This is a genomic window from Streptomyces sp. SID12501 (assembly GCF_010550245.1).
Taxonomy (GTDB): domain Bacteria; phylum Actinomycetota; class Actinomycetes; order Streptomycetales; family Streptomycetaceae; genus Streptomyces.
On the sequence record NZ_JAAGLU010000834.1, the window covers coordinates 1 to 415 of the forward strand.

The 415-nt window shown below is 67.2% G+C and carries 1 protein-coding gene; it reads right to left on the bottom strand.

The window, feature by feature from the left end:
- On the bottom strand, window positions 1-415 hold a 415-nt coding region (locus G3I71_RS48705), incomplete at both ends, for a DUF317 domain-containing protein (RefSeq protein WP_164325408.1).

Sequence of the window (415 nt, forward strand, 5' to 3'; positions counted from 1 at the left end):
GGGTGTCGAAACGCAGGCCTGCCCGGGTGCCGGGAGTGGGGGCTGTCCAGTCGATGAGCCGTGATCCGACCTTCAGGTGCCAGCCGACGTCCTCGAGGGGGCGGGACGCTTCGGCGAGGTCCTGCTCCTTGACGGTCTGGGCGCTCTGCCCCCAGCTGTCTTCGGTGCTGAGGCTTTCGAGCAGGACGCGCATGATCTTGACGGGTGTGGTGGGGGTGGCGGTGGCGTGCCAGAGGCGCTCGCCGACGGGGGACTCGTAGGCGGCGATCGTCCAGGCGTCGTCGCCGTGCAGTGCTTCGTGGAGGAACTCGACGCGCAGGGTCAGGGATTCGTGGCTGGCGATGTTGGTCTCGTCGTGAGGCCGCCACTTTTCCCATTCCTCGTGCTTGGTGAAGAAGTCGACCAGGAGGGCTTC